Origin of the sequence: Streptomyces sp. NPDC002265 (genome assembly GCF_040296125.1) — a bacterium.
Taxonomy (GTDB): Bacteria; Actinomycetota; Actinomycetes; order Streptomycetales; family Streptomycetaceae; genus Streptomyces.
The window spans coordinates 14,269-32,358 of record NZ_JBEOWS010000069.1 but is presented as its reverse complement, the minus strand read 5'-3'; the positions used below and the strand labels follow the sequence as shown (position 1 = coordinate 32,358).

The following is an 18,090-nucleotide window of genomic DNA, read 5'->3' as shown; positions in this document are numbered from 1 at the left end:
CCCCGCCCCGGCATCCACGGGCGCGGCGGACGCGGCGGGTCGCGGCCCCGCCGCGTCGTACCCGGCGAACAGGTCGGCGAGTCCCGCGGGAGGCTCGCGCCAGCCCGATGGCGCGGGGGCGGGCTGACGGCGCCCGATCCGGATCGAGCGCAGCTTCGGCAGGTCGGTGCGGCGCCGCAGGTCGGCGGTGGCCAGCGCGATGCGTACGCCGGTCCAGTCCTCTCCGGTGCGCTGGGCGACCGAGGCGCGCAGCATCAGGCGGCCGCTGTCGTCGCCCTGCCGGTGGCCGAGACGATAGGCCGGCACCCATACGGCACCGGGCACCGCGTATTCGAGTTCGACCTCGGCGTCACCCGCACCGACGAGGGTCAGGGCCGCGGAGACCGTCGTCTCCACGTGTGCTGACGGTGCGTCGGTCGAGGCGCGGGCGAACCGGTCGATGGCGAGCTCGAGTTCGTGCTCGACGAGCCTGAGTTCGTCCTCCAGCTCGGCGAGACGGGTGTGCAGCTTCGCGGTCCTCCGGTCGACGAAATCGGCCAGCTCCAGCCAGGCGTCGACCGGTGTGCGGCGGTGCGGGTCGTCGCGCCTGCGATTCGGCGGGACCGGACGCAGATCCGCGATCTCCCGGATCAGACCGAGTTGACGGTCCCGGCGCTGTTCGGCCGCCGCGTACTCCTCGTGCAGCCGCTCCGTCGCGAGCCGCAGTTCATCACGCGTGCCGGCATCGGTGGCGGACGGCTCGGCGTCGACCTCCACCCTGGCTTCGACCACGTGCACCTCGGGGGCCCCTGTGACGCGGGCCCGCAGGGAGCCCGCATCCAGTGAGCGGGGCAGCCCCGTCACCCGTATCCGGCCGTCCGCAGGCACACTGCCCCGAGCCAGCCGACGGCAGACCGCACCCTGTGCGTACACCACGACCGAATCGAGGACGGACCCCCAACTCCGTGCGTTCTCAGCCGCCATGTTCTCCCCCCGCTGTGTCTGTGCCGGGCAAGCCTACGCCCGCGGACGCGCGCTCCGGCCAGGTGCTCCCTGCACATACGCGAACGTCCACGAGGGACTCCATCCGCCACGCCGGACCCGTCGTGTGACCGATCGCGGCGCAGCGGCGGGCCGACTCGGCCGGTCACCCGTCGATGACCGGCCGCAGACGGACGTCGACGTCAGCCGAAGTAGTTGTCGAAGGTCCGCTGGAACTCCCCGCCCGCGAAACGGTCCCAGTTGATCGACCACGTCATCAGGCCGCGCAGTGCGGGCCAGGTGCCGTGCGGCGCGTACGAGCCGCAGTTGGTCCTCTTCGTCAGGCAGTCCAGGGCCTTGGTGACCTCGGCCGGGGCGACGTAGCCGTTGCCGGCGTTGGTGGACGCGGGCATACCGATCGCGATCTGGTCCGGGCGCAGCGCCGGGAAGACGTTGTTGGCGTTGCCGGCCACCGGGAAGCCCGTGAGCAGCATGTCGGTCATGGCGATGTGGAAGTCCGCGCCGCCCATGGAGTGGTACTGGTTGTCGAGGCCCATGACGGGTCCCGAGTTGTAGTCCTGGACGTGCAGCAGTGTCAGGTCGTCGCGCAGGGCGTAGATCACCGGGAGGTAGGCCCCGCACCGCGGGTCCTGGCCGCCCCACTGGCCCGTGCCGTAGAACTGGTAGCCCATCTGCACGAAGAAGGTCTCGGGCGCCATGCTCAGGACGAACTTGGAGCCGTACCGGGCCTTCAGGGTCTTCAGCGCCGAGATGAGGTTCACGATGGTCGGCGTCTTGGGGTTCTTGAAGTCCGTGTCGTCGGTGTTCAGCGACAGGGAGTGACCCTCGAAGTCGACGTCCAGGCCGTCGAGTCCGTACGTGTCGATGATCTGAGAGACGGACGAGACGAAGGTGTCGCGGGCTGCCGTCGTGGTCAGCTGGACCTGTCCGTTCTGTCCGCCGATGGAGATGAGCACCTTCTTGCCGGCCGCCTGCTTGGCCTTGATCGCCGCCTTGAAGTCGGCGTCGCTCTCCACGTTCGGGCATTCGGTGACCGGGCAGCGGGTGAAGCGGATGTCGCCCGAGGTGGTGGACGTGGGCTCACCGAAGGCCAGGTCGATGACGTCCCAGCTGTCGGGGACGTCGGCCATGCGCGTGTAGCCGGCGCCGTTGGCGAAGCTCGCATGGAGGTAGCCGACCAGAGCATGGGTGGGCAGGTCGGTGGATCCTCCGCCGCCCGACCCTGCGGTCGTCGTCGCCGTCACCGCCGTCGACTTCGCCGACTCGCCGGCGCTGTTCACACCGGCGACCTGGAACGTGTACGCGGTGGCGGCGGCCAGCCCGGTCACCGTGGCCGAAGTGCCGCTCACCGTCTGGACCTTGACGCCGTCGCGGTAGACCGCGTAACTCGTCGCGCCGCTCGCCGCGGACCAGGACAGGGCCACGCTGGAGGAGGTGACGGCGCCGGCCGTCAAGCCGGTCGGCACGGCCGGTGGCTGGCCGGCCGGGGCGCCGGGGCCGAACACGGAGACGTCGTCGGCGTAGTACGCGCCGGTGTTGTACCAGCCGTGGGTGTAGATCGTCACCTGGGTGGTGGACGCGCCAGTGCGGAACGTCGTCGTGAGCTGCTGCCAGTCGGAGGCGGACTGGGTCCACGTGGAGACGTCGGTGGTGCCGGTGCCGCTCGCGCCGAGGTAGACGTAGGACCCGCGTACGTAACCGGACAGGGTGTACTGGGAGTTCGGCTGCACGGTCACCGTCTGCGAGCACTGCGCGTAGTCATTGCCGACCGGGGTCGCCTGCAGCGCCGAGCCGCCGGTGCGTACGGGGCTGGTGACCGTCTTGCCGGCCGTACAGCCCCAGCCGTCCAGTCCCGTCTCGAAGCCGCCGTTGCGGATGAGTTCGGCATCGGCGGCCTGTGCGGCCGACGAGAGCGCGGCGATTCCGGGCACGGCCAGTGCCGCGGCCGTGAGCAGGGCGAGGAGCGGTCTGGGGCGGTCCACAAGTGCCTCCGGGTGGGGGGTGGTTGGACTGCGGGGCGCGCTTAATTTGGTCCAGACCAATTCGTTTGTCAAGGCTTGCGGCGGACGTCGCGGAGATCGAGCCGTGCATGCCAGGGCCGCGGGTCGAGGACGCAGGCCTTCACTCGTCGACGAGGCCGTCCTGAAGGCCGCCGGAGGCCATGAACGTGGCCGTGGCCGGCGTTCTCTTACGCCTCGGCATGAATGGATCGCCGCCGAGCCATGTGAGGAACTACGGTGATCGCCGGGGGAGTTGCCGGTCCGTTCAGAGATCGGCGGCGGCGGTGCTGCTGCCGCCGATGGCCCACGACTCGATGTCGCGGTAGTGGATCGGTCCCTGGCTGCGGCCCGCGTTGCTGCCGACCAGGTGCAGGCGTTCGGCAGGCCAGCCCAGGCCGGTGAATCCGGCCAGGCGCTCGGCTATCTCCGCTGTCGACGACCGGTCTCCTCGGCGGGCGCGCGCCAGTGTGAGGTGGGGGCGCAGAGGGCGTTCTGCGAAGGTGATCCCGCAGTTCCTGACGGCGGTTCGCACATCGGTGGCGAGCATGTGCAGCTCATCGAGGTCGCCGTCGATCCCGCTCCACAGCACCCGGTCGTCGAAGTTGCCGCTGCCGTGCAGGGACAGGCGCATCGGCCGCCGTCCGGCAGCGAGCGCGGCGAGCGGCGCCCGCAGCAGCAGGGCCGTCTCGGGTGGCAGCTCTCCGAGGAACGCCAGGGTGATGTGCCAGTCCTCCACACGGTTCCAGCGCATGCGCGGGTGCGTGCCGTAGGCGGGGCGCAGTTCCCGGGCCAGTTCCTCCTTGGCGTGGTCGGGCGGGGCGACGGCGATGAACACGCGAACGGTGGCGGGTCGGGTCTGATCGTTCACAACGGGCTTCCTGCCACCGGCGGCGGGTCGACTCTCCATGGACCATACGAGTATCCAGCAATGATCTCGGAGCAGTCATCCAGGAGCCGTCATCCATGGGCAGGTGCCACAGGGTGTCCTGGTCCACGACTGCCCGCCTCCTGCGGGACCCGTGCCCTCTCGGTGCGGCTACGAAGCGGGGCGTGAACTCGGAGCGGGCACGCGAACACGTACGGTGGTGAGGTCCTGGTCGGCCCAGCCGCGAAGGTCCCGTCGACCGGCGCCCGCCCTGTCCATGACCCCGAGACCCCACGGCGGAGAGGCTGTTCGCGACGGGACGGGCACACCGTCACCGTCCGTGTCGCCACCCCGAGGGGTACCGCCCGGAGGCAGCGGTGGCAACCGCGACGGGGCTGGCAGAGGATGGGAACGCTGCCCCCGCGCCATGCCGCGAAGGAGGCTTGGACATGCGTTGGTGGTCGTCGCTGATCACGATGGGCCGGAACGGACTCCGCATCGAACGGGCATTCGCCTCCCCGCCGGTGATCGCACGGGCCGTGCTGGCCGTGGTACTGGCCACGGTCCTCGGCCTGCTGCTGGACGATGCCGTGGCCGGGGCCATGGCCAGCGTCGGTGCGTTCATCTGCGGCATCGGTACGCTGATGAGCCCGCTGCGGCATCCCGTGCTGAACGCGCTGGGGATGGCGGCGGCCTTCAGCGCGATGGCCGTGCTGGGAGCACTGGTGCAGGGCACCGCCTGGCTGTTCCTGCTGCTGCTCGCGGTCTCGGCGTTCGCCGCCGGACTGTGGCGGACGATGGGCGTCGCGCCCGGCATCCGGGCCTGCCTCACGGTGATCGGGCTGATGATCACGGCCGATCTCTCTCCGGACGTACACGGCGGCCTGGTCATCGCCGGATGGATCGCGGTCGGGACCGGATTCGTCGTGCTGGTACAGCTTCTCCCGCCGTACGGTCCACGGTTCGCCGCCCAGCGCCGCGCACTCGCGGCCCTGTACCGGTCGCTCGCCGGGACTTCGGTCACGGCCGACCCCAGCGGCCCCGGCGCCGGCGCGCCGTTCACGGCGGCCCGTCAGGCCCTGGACGTTCTGCCGCAGTTCAGCCGACCGGCGGCCGCGCCCCTGTTCGGGCTGCTGGGAGAGGCGGAGCGCATCCGCCGCGCGCTGCAGACCGTGCGGCTGACGGCGCCCCCGTCGACGGCGGTCGGGGACCAGGAGGCACTGGCCGCCGCCGCGCAGGTGCTGAGCGGCATCGCCCGTACGGTGGCCTCCGGCCGCGAGCACGGCACGCCCGAGGCGGTCAGGGCCCGCCTGGAGTCGTGGGCGGCCGTCGCGCCCGTACACGGCCCGCACGAACTGGCCTCCCGCCTGCGGCTGGCCGAGCAACTGGCCCGGCGCTCGACCGACGACCGCCTCGGCGACGTACTGGAACCCCACTCGGAGGTGCCGGGTCTGTACGCGGGCACCCCTGCCGTGGCACGCGCCGCCCGGCGGATCCGGGCGCAGTTCCATCCCCAGTCGCCGATCTTCCGTCATGCGGTGCGGCTCGCGTTGGGCGTGGTGGCCGGTGAGCTCATCGGCCGGTCGATCGGCGGGTGGGGCGGACTGGGCATCTCCGCGCACGGCTTCTGGGTGGCCCTGACCACCCTGCTGGTGCTCTTCCCCGAGTACGGTCACACCATCGCGCGCGGCTGGGGACGGGCGGCGGGGGCCGTGCTGGGCGGCATCCTGGCCTGGGCTCTGTCCCTGCCGCCCTGGTCGCCCACGGGCCTCGCCGTCGTGTCGGTGGTGCTGGCCGCGGTGTCGTTCGTGACCCTGCGCACCGGACAACTGATGCTGAACCTCTGGCTGACCACCTGGATCGTCTTCCTGATCCACCACGTCGGCGGGCTGCCCGGCCCCACGGCGTGGGCCCGGGCAGCCGACACGGTGGTCGGCGCCGCACTCGCCGTACTCATCTTCCTGGTCTGGCCGACCTGGTCCACGCGACGGGTGCCGGGCCTGCTGGCGGAGTGGCTGCGGGTGCAGGACCGGCTGCTGCCCGAGCTGCTGACCGGGTACGCCGACGTGGGGGCGACCGACGTGGCAGCCGTCGACGCGCTGCGGGCGCGGTCACGGCAGGTCAGGGAGAATCTGGAGGTCGCGGTGACGCAGGCGCACGCCGAACCGGCCGAACACCGCGGCCCCTGGTCGAGTGCGCAACTGGAGCAGCTCAGGAACCAGGTGTCCACCGTCGCCGGATGCGCCACCCTGCTGGGCGAGCACCTGCCGCGTACCGCGCAGGACACCGTGCCGGAGCTGACCGAACTGGTCGATCCGCTGCACGAGCACCTTGCCGCCCTGGCCCGCGCCGCCGCGGGAGCCGAGACCGTCGCCCCGGGGGCACTGCGGTCCGTCTTCAACTCCTTCACCACGCGCTCCGGTCTGCTGGACGGGGTGTCCGGCGGCGCCGGCGTGGAGGGGGTGTCCAGTAGCGCGAGGGCCGGCCGTGCCGTCGGTCTGAGCACGGCGACCGTCGACGCCGTCGAGGACCTGACCGCGACCATCGCCTCGCGGAAGCGCCGCCGTCGCCACGCGGCGGTGTGAAACTCCGCAGCTCCGCCGAGCGCACAACTCCGACGAGAGCGAGCGCGCAACTCCGACGAGAGGTGGCTCACCTGCGGATGACGTGGTCCGACGGATAGGGGGTGGTGGGCGTGACGGGCATGCCTCCGGGCGCCGCCATCGGCTGCGCGTAGAGATAGGGAACCGGGCCCGGGGAGGTGGGAGGAAAGCCCGGCCTGGCGGCGTCGAGATGGGAATCCAGGCTGAGCGCGGAGGTGACGAGGGCCAGATGGGTCAACGCCTGGGGGAAGTTGCCGAGTTGCTCACCGGTCAGCCCGATCTCCTCGGAGTACAGACCGAGATGGTTGGCGTAGGTGAGCATCTTCTCGAAGACCAGGCGGGCTTCTCTCAGATGGCCGGCGCGGGCGAGGGCCTCGACGTACCAGAACGTGCACGCCGAGAACGTGCCCTCGGAACCGAGCAGCCCGTCGGGGGAGGCGAAGGGGTCGTAGCGGTAGACGAGTCCGTCGGACACGAGATCGTTCTTGATGGCGTCCAGGGTCGAGAGCCATCGTGGATCCTGCGGGGGGATGAACCCGACCGCAGGCATCCGCAGGACCGCCGAGTCCAGGACGTCGCTGCCCAGGTACTGCGTGAACGCGGCACGCCCCGGGTTCCAGCCGCGCTGCACGATCTGCCAGTAGACCGCGTCGCGTTCCTTCGTCCAGCGCTGCACCTCGGCGGGACGGCCGCTGCGGGTGGCCATGCGGATGGCCCGGTCCAGCGCGACCCAGCTCATGAGCCGCCCGTAGGTGAAGTCCTTGTCGCCGCCGCGCGTCTCCCAGATACCGGCTTCGCGCCGGTCCCAGTTCTCGCACACCCAGTCCACCGTGTCGATCAGCGCCTCCCAGATGCGGCACGTCGTGGGCAGGCCCTGCCGGTCGGCGAAGTGGAGGCACTCCAGCGCCGATCCGTAGATGTCGAGCTGCAACTGGTCGGCGGCACCGTTGCCGACCCGCGCCGGAGCGGAGCCCCGGTAGCCTTCCCAGTGCCCCAGGGTCTGCTCCTCCAGGTCGCAGGAGCCGTCGACGCGGTACATCACCTTCAGCGGATGCTCGCCCGGTTCGGTGTACTCCTGAACGCGGTCGCCCAGCCACTCGGCGAAGGCCACGGCCTCCTCGGTGAATCCCAGCCCGAGCAACGCGTGCAGGGACAGCGAGGCGTCGCGTACCCACGTGTAGCGGTAGTCCCAGTTGCGCTCGCCTCCGACCTGTTCCGGCAGGCTGGTGGTCGGAGCCGCGATCATGGCCCCGGTGGGGGCGTACGTCATGAGTTTGAGCGTCAGGGCGGAACGGTTGACCGTCTCCCGCCACCGCCCGGTGTAGCGCGAATGGGCCAGCCAGCCGTGCCAGAAGGAGATCGTGTCCTCCAGCATCCGTTCGCATTCCTCCGGGGACACCATGCGTGCCGGACCGTCAGCGAACGTCTCCAGCACCAGACCACGGGTCGTTCCGGCGCGCAGCCGCACCGTCATACACGCGTCACCGACACGCGTCGCCCGGTCGCCCACACACTCGTCGCCCGGTGCGTCCACCACATGTACGGTCGCCCTGGCGTCGCGGCTGACGAAGTCCCAGCCACCCGTGCACGACGTGACCTCGTGCGGTTGCCGTGCGTAGTCGAACCGGGGGGCTACCTCGATGTCGAACGAGATCTCACCGCGCGTGCAGCGCAGCATGCGGACCAACCGGTGACGGCGGGTCGGACTGTGCGGCGAGGCGGGCGGCATGAAGTCCACGACCGATCCGACGCCCTGCTCGGTCATGAACCGGGTGAGCAGCACACAGGTGTCCGGATAGTAGAGGTGCCTCGTCCCGTACGTCGGTGCCCGGGGAGTGATCGACCAGTGACCGCCGTTCTCACTGTCGAGCAGTGCTCCGAAGATGCTCGGCGAGTCGAAACGCGGGCTGCAGAACCAGTCGACCGAGCCCCCGGTGGAGACCAGAGCGGCCGTCTGCAGGTCACCGATGAGTCCGTGGTCGTCGATCAGCGGGTGTTCGCTCATGGGGGCCACTTCCCCTTTCACCTGACGCCGACGTCGCTGCTGCCGGCCGCACCACTCGCGGACACACGACGCGCTCCCCCCTTCCAGAGTGCACGGCGTGCACAGGCTTCGCATTACTCCCCCAAGCGAACCCGACGCACGCTACTGTCCGTAACCGCAGGGGGACCCTCCAGATGCCCCGGCGCTCTGGGTCGCGGCCGCGCACGCCTCGGCAGAACTCGACCGGGACCGGGGCTTGGACCGCGACCGCACGACCGGGTGCAGCGTCCTCGGGAGACCTACGAGCGGAACGGGTCCCACTTCGGGCTGAGGGAGATCGTGCGCAGTTGCGCCCACGTCAGTGCAGGCGCCGGGCGGGACGGAGCGCCGTCCTCGCTCGCGGCGTTGCAGGCGCTGAGGACGATGCGAAGACCGCCGCCGCCCATGGTGTCGACCGTCCACATCACGTTCCCCTTGACGCTCTGGCCGTCCGGTCCCCGGCGCTCGGCGATCATCGTCCCGTCGGGCAGATGCTCGGAGCCGTCGTAGACGCGCGTGACTTCCTCGTCCACGCCCATGCAGTACCGGACGTCGACACGGACGTAACTCCTGCCCTTTCCGTCGTCGACGACGACGTGACCGTCACCGCCGTCCCGCTCGACGACCTCGACGCCCTTGGGCAGGAGCCGCACGAAGGTGTCCAGGACCTTGTTCACATCCGGGCTGGGGCGCCGGCACGGCTCCTCCACGACCGTGCGCTTCTTCTTGTCCTCGCCGAGGGCGGCCACGACCCGGCGCCACGGCGCGGCCGTGACCACTTGCTTCAACTGGTCACCGGACAAGGGAGGTTGGGCCCGCGTGATCGGAGACCCGTGGTCGGCGACGGAGTTCCACTCGCTGACCGAGATGTACTGGCTGCTCGGCGTGAGCAGCGAGGCCGACCAGAACCTGGTGTCCACGCGCCGGTCGGGATACGAGTACCCCTTGAACAAGGTCAGCCGAGAGCCGTCGGGCAGCCGGCTGACGACGCAACTGTCGAACTGATACGTCGGGTCCTTGGTGGGGCAGCCGATGGTCATCTCTGCCTGAACGCCCGGCTCGAGCCAGTCGATGAAACTGACACTGACGGCCGCCGGTCCACTGCCGTCGTCGTAGACGACATGCGCGTACGGATCGAATCCTTCGCCCAGCCCGCGCCCGAGCCGATCGGTGAACTCGCCTGCGGGCAGGAGGCTTTCGAGCGTACGGATCATGTCGGCCCTGGAAGTGGGGTCGGCGACCGGCGTCCTGGACGCGTGCGACGAGGTCCCTGCGGTGATGGCCCAGGGCAGGAGCAGCGCCCCGGCCAGCACGACGACTCCGATCCCGGACACCACGGCGGCCCGCCGCAGCAGTCGCTCGAGCGGCGTCCCCGACCGGCACGACCGCCCCGAACGCGCCGCCTCCCCCTCGGCGTTCGCCTCCGCGCGGACCCGTCCCATGTACCGTTCCCCCTTGCGCCGTCCACAGCCGCCCCGACCGCGTGCGCCGCGCTGATCGCGTGCGCCGCGCTGATCGCGACGGGGCCGACGGACTGTCCCACGAACAGATTTCCGTGGCGGAAAAACCCAGCGACCAGCAGTCATGGGGACGATGACCACACGGTGTCCGCCGCCCGGGCGTTGCCCCCGCGCGGTCAGCAGTACGACGGCTGGTCGGTCAGGGACGCAGCCACCCGCATCCAGACCCCGAACAGCCCATAAAGGCCAGGCAGGGCGCCCTGTGCCTGCGCGGTCCGGGTGTCTTTCGAGGTGACTCCCGGAATGCCCAGAAGCGTCGAGGCCACCGAAGCCGACTGCCAGCGGACCGTAAGGGTGGAGGGGGCCGTAACAGCCCCAACAGCCGTCCCCGCGGCGGCCGGTGGTGCGGACAGCCGAGTCGCGACCGCCTTCTCGATGGCCGCCCGTGCTTCCTCCGCCGGCCGCAGCTCGGCAGCGAACCGGTCGCGCGCGTATTTCACGGCCACCGAGCTCACCGAGGCGTCCCATTCCCTCATCTCTGCGCAGGCACAGTCGTCGCCGGTCAGAACCGTGACCGCCACGCCGATGGCAGCCGCGGTCGCGTGAGCCAGGCCGATCTCACCGACCGGTCGGCCGTCCAGCCACATGTCCTCGATCTCGTGGCCCATGAAGCTGTGGCTGAGTACGCCGAGCGCTCCGGCCCGGGAGTGGTAGCCGACGCAGACGACGGCGTCGTACTCCGGCGTGAGACCTGCGAGCATGCCCATGTGCTTGGGCCTGCCGCGGATAAGTCGGGCTGCCGGATGCAGGGCCTCGGGCAGGATGTTGCGCATTGGGCCGTGCGCGTCGTTGACGGTGACGTCGGTGGCGCCCGCCGCGACGGCCCCGCGGACGGCTGCGTTGACGTCCTCCAGGCTCTTGGCGGTGCTGAGGACGGCGTACTCGGGACGGTGGCGGGGCTGCCATTCGGGTACGCCCACGAGCGCACCCCTGACGTATGACAGCAGCGCACTGCCGAGTCGCTGTCGCCGGTATCGGATTTCTTCGAACCGGGAACAATCTGTGGGGCTGCCCGGTACCGTCCCTGAGCGCAACGCCCGTGCCGGATGCTGGGTCCGCCCACGGTGTTGCTGCGCTTTTCCGGGGGAGGGTGCTGCTCCATGATGTGGTGGCAGGCGTGCCTGTGGGGTGCGCTCGGCGCCGGCCTGGTGGAAGCCGGGGAGATGTGGCAACTGCACCGCACCCAGGAGCGGTTCCCCTGGGTGAAGGACGGAGAGCCGCAGATCAAGCCCTACCTGCTCGCGGTCTTCCTGCGCTGCTTCATGGCGATCGGCATCACCGCCGTCTACGGCGTCAGCGGCCAGGTGGCCGGCCCCCTCGCCGCTGTCACGCTCGGTGTCGCTGCTCCCGTCATCATCCAGCAGATCGCCGACTCCTCACCCGCCGGGCAGCCGGCCGTCGAACCCGGCGCGACGATCACCGAACGCCCCGGGCAGATCGTAGGTCCAGACCCCCAACCTCCGACGCAGGAGCCGGACGTCCGGCAACCGCCCCCACCGCCGAACCCCGGGAGGAGCCACGATGACCAGTAACTCCACGAGTTCCAAGCCGGACTTCTGGTACTGGGTGCGTGCCGCCCTCGCCAACCGCCCCGTCAACGATGGCCCCCCGCACGGCGATGACCTCCCCCCGGTCTACCGCGTCAACGACTACTGGGCGATGGCGCGGCAGGGCGAGTCCTGGCGTGCGCAACGGGCTCACCTGGTGCTCCTCCTGCTGGCCACCGTGACGGCTGTGCTCGCAGGACAGCTGGGCAGCCGGGTTCAGGCAGTATTGGCCGCTGTGCTCTACGGCCTGACGCTCGTCGTCGGTGCACGTGCCGCGCGGCGCCGGGCCGATCCCGACGGGCACCTCCATCGAGTTGCCGCGGAAACCGTCAAGTCGATGGCCTGGCTCTATATGGTGCACGGCGGCCCGTTCCACTCCCGCGTCGCCGACCCCGAAGCACTGTTCACCGAGCGGCTGGAGGGAGCCTTCCGGCAACTGCGCACCATGGGATGGCAGGACCCGCTCTCCACCGGACCGCTCCCCGACAGCGACCAGATCACCCCGACCATGCGCACGCTACGGGCCAAACCTCTCCAGGCCCGCCGGGACGCCTACCTGCGCGACCGGCTGCAAGAACAAACCGAGTGGTACCGGAGGGTATCAGCCAAGGCCCAGACGGCTGCCCGGCTCTGGTCCGCGGCGACCATCACTGCAACCCTTCTTGCCCTGCTCACAACGGCGCTCCAGGCGGCAGGACTGATCGGCGGCTGGTGTGTGGCCGGCCTCCTGTCCACCGCTGTCGCCGCGGCGGTGGCCTGGCAGGAAGCGCGACGGTTCAGGCCGACGGCCGCCACCTACGCGCTCGTCGAACAGGACCTGGAAACCGCGCGGATCGCCATGGCCACCACCGTCACGGAGGAGAACTGGGCCGGAGCGGTTGCGGAAACGGAGCGACTGATGTCTCCTCCCTACACCGACCTGCTCATGCGGGGCGGTCCCTGGCACGCATCGGCCCCGTCCTGACCGGATCAGGCACCGTTCGGCAATCGGCACCACCGCACCCACCGGCGCTGAGAGCCCACCAACCGGCTGGGGCAAGGCGCGCCGACGGCAAGCTCCTTGCGGGACTGGCCGTCGGATGGTCGGTGATCAGGGCTGGGTATCAGCCGCTGAGGTCGAACACGCCCCACGCGGTGTACGGCTCGACCAGGACGTAGATCCTGCTTCCTCGACCGACGGCCCACCGGCGGCCGGGGGCAGGGCCGTCGGGAAGCGTGAGCAGGGCGACGGCGGTTGGTTCGACGGATGTTTCGGTGAGCTCTCCGTGGGCGAGTCGGTCCCGCTCCTCGCGGTAACCGCCGTAGAAGGCGACCCGCTCGCCGTGGACGGCCACCGCTTTGGCGCCTCGTACGCGGTTCGCCCACACCCTGACGGGCCGGTCCGGGCGCTCGGGGCGTATCTCGACGAGCGGGAAGTCCGTGTACGGGCACGCCCAGGCGGTGGTGCCCGACACGTTCAGGGCGTAGCAGTCGAAGAGGCCGGGGATGCGGGCGCCGTCCGAGGTCCAGGTGAGTTGGCCCGTGGTGCTCCAGCGGCGGATGCCGGCCGGGTTCTCGTCGAAGTGCCCGACCCAGATATGGCCGGCCTCGTCCACGAGCAGGTGCTCGATGGCGTCTCCGACGGAGAAGGACGACGTCTCGCGGCCGAGCATGTCGAAAACCTGGACCTGGTTCGCGTCCTCGTGCCGGCGGGCGCGAGAGGCGGCGACGACGAATCCGCCGTCGGGCAGACGGTCCAGGTGCGGCCAGCGGGCCCGCACGGCGCTCAGCTCGGTGAGTTCGACGTTGCCGTCCGGATGGACGGAGACGACCAGCGCGTCGAAGGGCTGGACATCACCGCCAGGCAGCGGAGCGCGTTCGGCGAGCAGCCAGTGGGCGGTGCCGAAAACGTCGACTGTGCTGGTCAGGACGTGGTGGTCGTGGTGTGCTCGGGGGAGGTGGGCGTAGGGAACGAGGGCGGTCTTCTGCACGGCGGGCTCTCCTGGGTGGGCGGTCACGGCCATCGGACGCTGCGGTGAGCGGCGGTCGGCGGCGCGCGAGCGGTGGAGAGGGGAGCGGGGCGCCTAGACGGCATTGCCCTTTCTGGTTGTCATGAGGTGATCATCATCGACGTCCGACCTTGTGACAAACCCTTTTGGTGCGCCGCCACTGATCGAATGCTGCGAGTGCACGGACCTGACCCGCGGGCCACCCACCGGATGGAGCAAGCTGGCCCAGCCCATTCTGCGGCTGTGGGCCACTCGGCGATCACGCTGCTCGTCAGTCGGCTTGCCGGCGGCACGTCAGGTACAGCGGCATGAAGATGATCCACAAGCACAGGCAGCCGAGAGCCCACGTCGCGGGCTTGCTCACCTCGATCGAGCCCGCCGAGAAGTACACAGGCGTTCCCCGCCTGTCGCGGAGCGCGGCGTCTTGGTGGACCCAGAACACCGTCGCAAGCAGGAGCGCCAGGGGAATCAGCATGGTGACGTACACCCCCATCACTCAGGTCGCTTCGCGCTTCTCCGCGATGATGCGGGCGACGGCGGCCGCATCGTCCGGTGTGATCGTGGGGCAGATCCGGTGGCCCACGTCGAGCACGAGTGCCACACCCTTCTTCGGCCGACCGGGGTCGAAGTTCCACCAGTGGACGAAGTCCCCCGAACCCCAGATGCGCCACCTGCGCACCTTGTTCGCGCCGGTCAGGGGAAGCGTCCGTACGCCTCTGATCGAGGCATAACGGATCGTCTTCGCCCCCCATGGGTAGTAGCGGAGGATGGCGATCCCCTGGTCGTCGCAGCGGATTGTGCCGTCGTCGTAGGTGGGTGTGGCCATGCGCATCTGCCTTATCTGCCTTGTCTGACGGTCCGCCAGTGGCGCCGGGGAGCGGCGTGGCGGTTCACGGGGTTTCAGGCGCGAGGATGAAGAGGCCCGCGACCTTCTCGTCTGCGTCGAATGCGACGCGGGCCTTCATGTCGCCGGCCTCGTAGCGCAGCGGGACGTCGACGACCGTGTGGTCGCCGATGCGGCGAACGAACGGTTCGCCTTCGCCGAAGCCCTCGAACGCGCCGACCAGACCGGCGACCGTGGCCAGCCCGTCGAGGCGGACCTCGTCGGTGAACGCCGCCAGCACCTCGGCATTGAACGACCGGCGGGCTTCGTCCATACGGCCGTCGAGGACGGCGGCCGCGATCTCGGTGGCTCGGGCGGCGGCGTCGGTCATGCGGACGGTCTTGTCCATGGGTTCTCCCGTTCTCGGGTCGATGGGCTTGCCGAACCGCTGGAACGCGGCCTGGCGGGTGACTCCCAGCAGGTCCCCGATCTCCTGCCAGGTGTGGCCGGCGTCCCGGCACTGCTGTACGCACAGCTTCAGTACCTGTTCCGCCAGGCCGTCGACGTCCTCGGCGAGTCGGACGAGGTCGAGATAGGCCGGCTGGGCCACTGGGCTGCCGGTCGCCCCCGCCAGGGCGCCGGCCTGCGCGGCGAGGTGAGCGGCCAGGCCTGCGAGAGACATCGGCGAATCAGTCACGTGTCAAGGATGCCTTTACATGAGATGCTCGTCAAGGAATCCTTTACATCGCCACCGCCCGCTCGGTCGGCGACGACGCGGTCGATCGACAGCAGGGGCCCTTCAGGGATCACGAACGCCCTGTCGGTGGCGACGGTCATGCCCTGCTGAACGGTGGGGCTGAGGGCGGCCAGGACCTGCACCGCCTCGGCGGGCCGTCTGCTGTCAGCTAATCCGTCTGGCCGGACGGTGATCTCGATGCTTGTGTGTCGGTATGGAGATCCTGGTTCTGGGCGGAACGGCATGGGTGGCTCGGGAGTTCTCGCGGCAGGCGATCGAACGCGGCCATCGGGTGACCTGTCTCGCGCGTGGCGAGAGCGGAGAAGTCTCGGACGGAGCGACCCTGGTCGCCGCCGACCGGCGTGACCCGTCGGCGTACGAGCCCCTGCTCGGCCGCGAATGGGACGCGGTCGTCGAGGTGTCATGGCAGCCGGGCTTCGTTCGTGGAGCGCTCGACGTGCTGGGCAGCAAGGCCGGGCACTGGGTGTATGTCTCGTCCGGCAACGTCTACGCCTCGCACGCCACGCCGGGGGCGGACGAGTCCGCGGCCCTGCTCGCCCCGACCGACCTGAGCGAGGTCGACCGCGACCTGTACGGCGAGGCGAAGGTCGCCTGCGAGCAGGCGTCGACGGCCGCTGTGGGCGACCGCCTCCTCATCGCACGAGCCGGGCTCATCGGCGGGCCGGGCGATCACAGCGGGCGCTCCGGCTACTGGGCCGCCCGCGCCGCACGCGATCCGCGAGGGCCGATGCTGGTCCCCGACACACCAGGCATGCCCACCCAGGTGGTCGACGTGCGGGACCTCACCTGCTGGCTGCTCGATTCCGCGGAGACGGGAACCACCGGCACGTACGACGCCGTCGGCCCGGTGGTTCCGTTCGAGGAGTGGATCGAGTTGTCCCGTGCCGCCGGCGGGCACACCGGTCCGGTGGTCACCGCTGAATCGGCGTGGCTGCTGGCGAACGGCGTGGCCCAGTACATGGGGTCCGAATCGCTGGCGATGTGGCTGGTCGAGCCGGGCTGCGAGGGGTGGTCGGCCCGGGACGGGTCCGCGGCGCGCGCCGCGGGACTGCGTCACCGGTCGCCGGCGGAGATGCTGGCGGACACGCTGTGCTGGGAACGCGAGCAGGGGCTGGGCCGGGAAAGGCGCGCAGGCCTCAGCGCGCAGCGCGAGCGCGAGTTGCTCGACGCCCTCGGCTGACCCTTTTTGCTGATGAGTCGGGACGGTCGGACGCGGACGGGGTCAGGTCCGGGGGCCTCGAGGTCTACAGCGCGGCCAGGGAGGGATTCCGGGCTCGTTCCCCGAGCGGTGCCGTGGAACGGCCTGCTGCTCGACGCTGTGGCCGAGACGTGTGGCCGAGACGTGTGGCCGCGCGGTGCGTGCCACGGCGGACGGACGCACACCCGTTCCTGCCGGAGCGCCGGTCGACCGCAGGTCGTCCGCGTTTTCGGCCCGTTCCTGGGCTCGTTTCCGCAAAGTTTCCCGTACGTGATGCGCACCACATACGGATCTTCGGCCAGGCAGTACCCTGAGCACATGCTTTCGCTCGTTCGACGCCGCCACGTGGACTACGTCCGCGTCACGAGCATGGGCTGTCGACGCTCCCTCTGAGCCGTCCGGCCACTCCGCGCATTGTCGCGCTTCTGCGCTTCTGCGTTCTTGCGGTTCACAGCCGCCTGCGTTTCCTCTTCTCTGCTCATCTGGCACCCCTGCGCCGGCTCACCCATGGCGGGCGTGCGGGACCCCGTATACCCAGCGGATGCACCATGACGAACGTGACCCAGACGACTGCGAAGCCGTCGTACCGGCAATTGCCGATCATCGATCTCTCCGCCGCCGACCGAGGGCCGCAGGCCCGGGCGCTGTTGCACAGCCAGTTGCACAGTGCCGCCCATGACGTGGGCTTCTTCCAGCTCGTGGGGCATGGGGTGAGCGAGGAGGAGACCGAGGGCCTGCTTTCCGCCATGCGGCGGTTCTTCGCCCTCACGGAGGCCGAGCGGCTCGCGATCGACAATGTGAACTCGCCGCACTTCAGGGGATACACAAGGACGGGGGACGAGCGGACCGGCGGGCGGCAGGACTGGCGCGATCAGCTCGACATCGGGGCCGAGCGGCCCGCCCGAGTGCCGGGGCCCGGCGAACCGGCGTACTGGTGGCTGGAGGGGCCCAATCAGTGGCCGGCCGGGCTGCCCGAGCTGCGGGCGGCCGCCCTGCGGTGGGTGGAGCGGCTCAGCGGTGTCGCCGAGAAGCTGCTGCACGAACTGCTCGCCTCGATCGGAGCGCCCGCCGACTTCTACGACTCGGTCTTCGGGGAGCGGGCACATCCGCATCTGAAGCTGGTGCGGTATCCGGGGAATGCGGGGAACGGGGCCGATCAGGGGGTGGGAGCACACAAGGACTACGGGTTCCTGACCTTGCTGCTCCAGGACCAGGTGGGCGGGCTTCAGGTGCAGCGGGAGGACGGGCTGTTCCACGATGTGCCGCCGCTGCCCGGTGCCTTTGTCGTCAATCTCGGGGAGTTGCTGGAGGTGGCCACCAATGGCTATCTCGTCGCCACCAATCACCGGGTGGTGTCGCCGTCCAGTGCCGTCGAACGGTTCTCCGTGCCGTTCTTCTACAACCCTCGGCTGGACGCGCGCGTGGAGCCGCTGCCCTTCCCGCACGCCTCCACCGCCCCCGGCGTGACCGACGATCCGGCCAATCCCCTGTTCGCGGAGTACGGCCTCAACGAGCTGAAAGGCAAGCTGCGGGCGCATCCGCTCGTCGCGGAGCGGCATCACGCGGAGCTGCTCAGCCCCGCGTGATCGCGATCGCGCTCGTCCTCGCCTGGCGGACGGCGTCCTGAGCGAAACCCTGGCGGGCGATGTCCCCGTAGCCCTCGATCTCCCGAGGGCTGCGGGCCCCCGGAGCCCCGGGCCGCTGGACTGGGCAGAGGAGGGCGGGCCAGGCGGCCGGTGCGCTTCCGTTCCAGGATGCGCGCATCAGACGGCCGTGCGGGCCCGC

The 18,090-nt window shown here is 70.3% G+C and carries 15 protein-coding genes and 1 pseudogene; 5 read left to right on the top strand and 11 right to left on the bottom strand.

Features of this window, described 5'->3' with window-relative positions; translation table 11 throughout:
• The 3 genes from ABT085_RS15180 to thpR form a co-directional block, all read right to left on the bottom strand.
• Positions 1-963 (bottom strand): DUF4139 domain-containing protein (locus ABT085_RS15180; RefSeq protein ID WP_351606703.1); only part of this gene is annotated, 963 nt, incomplete at its 3' end.
• A gap of 200 nt (positions 964-1,163) precedes the next feature.
• Positions 1,164-2,963, bottom strand: a complete 1,800-nt coding sequence (locus ABT085_RS15175) for a chitinase (RefSeq protein ID WP_351606700.1) — start codon at positions 2,961-2,963, stop codon at positions 1,164-1,166.
• A gap of 283 nt (positions 2,964-3,246) precedes the next feature.
• The gene (thpR, locus tag ABT085_RS15170) at positions 3,247-3,888 is read right to left on the bottom strand and encodes an RNA 2',3'-cyclic phosphodiesterase (RefSeq protein ID WP_502982732.1); all 642 of its coding nucleotides are present in this window, start codon (positions 3,886-3,888) and stop codon (positions 3,247-3,249) included.
• Between the two features lie 407 nt (positions 3,889-4,295).
• Between thpR and ABT085_RS15165 the strand changes: the two genes are divergently transcribed.
• Positions 4,296-6,431 carry an FUSC family protein gene (locus ABT085_RS15165; protein WP_351606695.1) on the top strand — a complete coding sequence of 712 codons (2,136 nt, stop codon included), beginning with the start codon at positions 4,296-4,298 and terminating at the stop codon, positions 6,429-6,431.
• A gap of 67 nt (positions 6,432-6,498) precedes the next feature.
• Here the strand turns inward: ABT085_RS15165 and ABT085_RS15160 are convergent, their stop codons facing one another.
• From ABT085_RS15160 to ABT085_RS15150, 3 genes are all read right to left on the bottom strand, one after another.
• Positions 6,499-8,568 (bottom strand): glycoside hydrolase family 15 protein, encoded by a 2,070-nt coding sequence (locus ABT085_RS15160; RefSeq protein ID WP_351606693.1) that lies wholly within the window; start codon positions 8,566-8,568, stop codon positions 6,499-6,501.
• A gap of 164 nt (positions 8,569-8,732) precedes the next feature.
• Entirely contained in the window at positions 8,733-9,914 is a 1,182-nt protein-coding gene (locus tag ABT085_RS15155) for a hypothetical protein (RefSeq protein WP_351606690.1), read from the bottom strand.
• 194 nt (positions 9,915-10,108) lie between these two features.
• A complete protein-coding gene (locus ABT085_RS15150; protein ID WP_351606709.1) occupies positions 10,109-10,846 on the bottom strand; it encodes a M55 family metallopeptidase in 738 nt (245 codons plus the stop codon).
• Between the two features lie 246 nt (positions 10,847-11,092).
• Here ABT085_RS15150 and ABT085_RS15145 point away from each other — a divergent pair, with 246 nt between their 5' ends.
• Both ABT085_RS15145 and ABT085_RS15140 read left to right on the top strand, forming a co-directional pair.
• The gene (locus tag ABT085_RS15145) at positions 11,093-11,524 is read left to right on the top strand and encodes a hypothetical protein (RefSeq protein ID WP_351606688.1); all 432 of its coding nucleotides are present in this window, start codon (positions 11,093-11,095) and stop codon (positions 11,522-11,524) included.
• The gene (locus tag ABT085_RS15140) at positions 11,514-12,503 is read left to right on the top strand and encodes a DUF4231 domain-containing protein (RefSeq protein WP_351606685.1); all 990 of its coding nucleotides are present in this window, start codon (positions 11,514-11,516) and stop codon (positions 12,501-12,503) included. Before ABT085_RS15145 ends, ABT085_RS15140 begins: the two co-directional genes overlap by 11 nt.
• Before the next feature lie 139 nt (positions 12,504-12,642).
• Here ABT085_RS15140 and ABT085_RS15135 read toward each other — a convergent pair whose 3' ends face one another.
• The 5 genes and pseudogenes from ABT085_RS15135 to ABT085_RS15115 all read right to left on the bottom strand — a co-directional run.
• Entirely contained in the window at positions 12,643-13,509 is an 867-nt protein-coding gene (locus ABT085_RS15135; protein WP_351606682.1) for a hypothetical protein, read from the bottom strand.
• 289 nt (positions 13,510-13,798) lie between these two features.
• Complete coding sequence (locus tag ABT085_RS15130; RefSeq protein WP_351606679.1) at positions 13,799-14,002, bottom strand: hypothetical protein; 204 nt, start codon at positions 14,000-14,002, stop codon at positions 13,799-13,801.
• A 21-nt stretch (positions 14,003-14,023) separates the two neighbouring features.
• Positions 14,024-14,353 carry a hypothetical protein gene (locus tag ABT085_RS15125; protein ID WP_351606676.1) on the bottom strand — a complete coding sequence of 110 codons (330 nt, stop codon included), beginning with the start codon at positions 14,351-14,353 and terminating at the stop codon, positions 14,024-14,026.
• A gap of 64 nt (positions 14,354-14,417) precedes the next feature.
• Complete coding sequence (locus ABT085_RS15120; RefSeq protein ID WP_351606673.1) at positions 14,418-15,032, bottom strand: DUF3887 domain-containing protein; 615 nt, start codon at positions 15,030-15,032, stop codon at positions 14,418-14,420.
• Between the two features lie 77 nt (positions 15,033-15,109).
• Positions 15,110-15,235 (bottom strand): annotated as a pseudogene (locus ABT085_RS15115) (IS5/IS1182 family transposase); the annotation flags it as partial.
• Positions 15,236-15,300: 65 nt separating this feature from the next.
• On the opposite strand from ABT085_RS15115, the gene ABT085_RS15110 reads away from it, so the two are divergent.
• Positions 15,301-16,287, top strand: coding sequence for an NAD-dependent epimerase/dehydratase family protein (locus ABT085_RS15110; RefSeq protein ID WP_351606670.1), 987 nt, complete (start codon positions 15,301-15,303; stop codon positions 16,285-16,287).
• A gap of 575 nt (positions 16,288-16,862) precedes the next feature.
• A complete protein-coding gene (locus ABT085_RS15105) occupies positions 16,863-17,891 on the top strand; it encodes an isopenicillin N synthase family dioxygenase (RefSeq protein WP_502982731.1) in 1,029 nt (342 codons plus the stop codon).
• The last annotated feature ends 199 nt before the right edge of the window (positions 17,892-18,090 follow it).